We start from the raw sequence: 2,741 nt of genomic DNA, 5'->3' as shown, positions 1-2,741 counted from the left end.
TTTCGCGCCTTGTCCACCAGCTGGTCCCGCTCGCGCAGCAAGCGGTCGACGCCGCCGAAGGCGTTGACCACGGTGCGGGTCAGCTCGATCTCCTTCTCCTCGGTGAACTCCTCCTCGTTGACATCGACGACCTCTTTGATGGAGATGTCGCCGTTCCGCAGCAGCTCGCGCAGCTCGCGGAACCGCTCGAGGGCCAGGTTGGTGCTGAGGATGGCCACCGTGACCTGGTTCTTGCCCTCCTCGATGCGCTTGGCCAGGGCGATCTCGCCCTCGCGCGTGAGCAGGGCCACGCGGCCCATCTCGCGCAGGTAGAGGCGCACGGGATCCTCGGTGCGGCCCACCGGGCCGGGCGTGAGGTCGATCGGCTCAGCGGGCCCGTCGTCGTCGTCGTCGGCCTGCTGGGGCTGGCGCTCGCGGCCGACCTCGGACGGCAGGCGCCCCGCCTTGGCGGAGTCGACTACCTCGATGTCCATGGCGCCGAACATCATCATGATGTCGTCCAGCTGGTCGAGCGACACGATGTCCGACGGCAGAGCGTCGTTCACCTCGTCGTAGGTGAGGAAGCCCTTCTGCTTGCCCACCGAGATGAGCCGGTCGAGCTCCTCCAGCTTGGGTTCTTCACTCATGCCCTTGAACTCCTTGCGGGCCGTCGGGGCCCATCGGATGCGGATGGTCGCTGGCGCGGTCGACCACCTGCGCGCTTCCACCTTGATGCTGATAGACACGGGCGCTGTCGCGCTGCACGGCGAGCAGGTCGTCGTCGACGGGCGCGTGCACGCCCTGCGAGGCCTGGGCGGCGGCGATCGACCGGCTGAGGTCGCGCACGCGCCGCCGTCCGCCCAGGAACTCGAGGCGGCGGCGGAACTGCTCGATGCTCGCGCGCGGGTCCGGCGTCGTCGTGTCCTCGACCACGAGCGCGGCCACCATGTGGCGCGCCTCGTCGCTCGCCAGCTCGGCGAGGAGGGCCGTGGCCGGAGTCGCCGGAAGCCGCTTCAGCGTCTCGACGATTTCCCGCAGGGCGGGATGCAGGACGTCGGAGGGCTCGAGCAGGGGCAGGAGGACCGGGCGCGCCTCGAGATCGACGAGCAGCAGCGTTACGAGCTTCGTGACGAGCTTCTTGTCGTCGACGGACGTCGGGCCGGCGGTGGTGGCCTTGCCGACGGGAGCCGGGGGCTTGCGGAGCGAGGCGGACAGCCGCTGCGCCTCGAACCAGAGCTGCGTGGCGTCGACACCGAGGCGCGTGGCCGCCTCGCGGGACAGGGCCGTGGCCTCCTCGGCGTCGCCGACCTTCGACAGCATCAGCGCGACGCGCGCAAAGGCGTTGGCGCGGGCGCGCTGTCCCGCCCCGTCGGTGTCCCGGATCGTCCGCTCGAGCGCATACGACAGCAGGCTGCGCGCGCCCGCGATGCGCTCGGCGAACGCCCCCGCGCCCGCCGCGCGCAGGAACGTATCCGGATCATGGCCGGCAGGTAGCAGCGCGACCTTCACGCGCAGGGCGCCGCCGCCGTCGAAGGCGCCGGAGCGATTGACCGCCCACGCGAACCCACCCGAGGTCGGCTCGAGCAGCTCTTCCGCGCGCTCCGCCGCCTTCTGCCCGGCGGCGTCGGCGTCGAAGAAGGTCACCACCTCGTCGCAGTAGCGGCGCAGCAGCGCGAGCTGCGCAGGCGTGAACGCCGTGCCCAGGGCGGCCACCGTCTCGGTGAAGCCGTGCTGGTGCGCCATGAGGCAATCCACGTAGCCCTCCACGATGAGCGCGCGGTTCTTCGCGCGCATCGTCTCGCGGGCGACGTCGGCGGCGTAGAGGAGATTGCCCTTTGTGTAGAGCGGCGTCTCGGGCGAGTTCAGGTACTTCGGCTGATCGTCGCCGAAGGCGCGTCCGCCGAAGGCCACCACGCGCGACTGCAGATCGCGGATCGTGAACAGCAGCCGGTTGCGGAAGCGATCGTACGAGCCGCCGCGGTTCTCGCGTTGCACGGCGAGGCCGGCCGCCACCAGCGTGTCCTCGCCGACCTTCTCGGCCCTCATGAAGTCGGCGAGCCGGTCCCAGCCCTCGGGGGCGTAACCCAGGCCGAAGCGCTTGGCGACCTCGGGGTCAATCCCGCGCTCCACGAGATATTTCTGCGCGCGCTCACCGGCCGGCGTCCAGAGCATCTCGGCGTAAAAGCGGGCGGCGAGGTCCATCGCACGGAACAGCTCCTCGCGGCCGGAGTCCCCGGGCTGCCCGCCGCGCTCCTCGGGCAGGGCCACCCCGGCCGTCTTGGCGAGCGCGCGCACGGCCTCGGGGAACGACAGCCGGTCCTGGCGCATCAGGAAGCCGAAGACGTCGCCGCCCACGCCGCAGCCGAAGCAGTGGAAGATGCCCTTCTTGGGATTGACCATGAACGACGGCGTCTTCTCGCCGTGGAACGGGCAGAGCCCCTTCCAGTTGGCGCCGGCCTTCTTCAGATTTACGAACCGCCCGACGAAGTCCACGATGTCCACACCGGCCCGGATGTCGTCGAGGACGGCCGCCGAGTAGGTGGCCATCGTCAGCTGACCTTCAGCGCGGCGACGGTCGCGCCCGCGCCACCCTCGGACGGCTCGCCGTCCCGGAACGATTTGACCAGCGGATGGCTCGAGAGCAGCGTGCGCACCGTCTTGCGGAGCGCGCCCGTGCCCTTGCCGTGAACGAGGCGCACGCTGGGCAGGCCCGCCATGAACGCGTCGTCGAGATACTGCTCGACGAGATCACGCGCCTCGTC

Annotated in this window: 3 protein-coding genes; all 3 read right to left on the bottom strand. The window is 70.6% G+C overall.

The genetic code is table 11. From position 1 onward, the window contains the following. A partial coding sequence (locus tag VKG64_18665) for an RNA polymerase sigma factor region1.1 domain-containing protein (protein ID HKB27064.1) occupies window positions 1-626 on the bottom strand: 626 nt, incomplete at its 3' end. Then, on the bottom strand, window positions 619-2,526 hold the full coding sequence (gene dnaG, locus VKG64_18660) for a DNA primase (protein HKB27063.1): 1,908 nt from the start codon (window positions 2,524-2,526) through the stop codon (window positions 619-621). The genes dnaG and VKG64_18665, both read right to left, overlap by 8 nt. 2 nt (window positions 2,527-2,528) lie before the next feature. After that, a partial coding sequence (locus tag VKG64_18655) for a Smr/MutS family protein (protein HKB27062.1) occupies window positions 2,529-2,741 on the bottom strand: 213 nt, incomplete at its 5' end.

Source organism: Candidatus Methylomirabilota bacterium (assembly GCA_035260325.1).
In the GTDB taxonomy this organism is placed as follows: domain Bacteria; phylum Methylomirabilota; class Methylomirabilia; order Rokubacteriales; family CSP1-6; genus AR19.
This window is presented reverse-complemented; position numbering and strand designations above follow the sequence as displayed.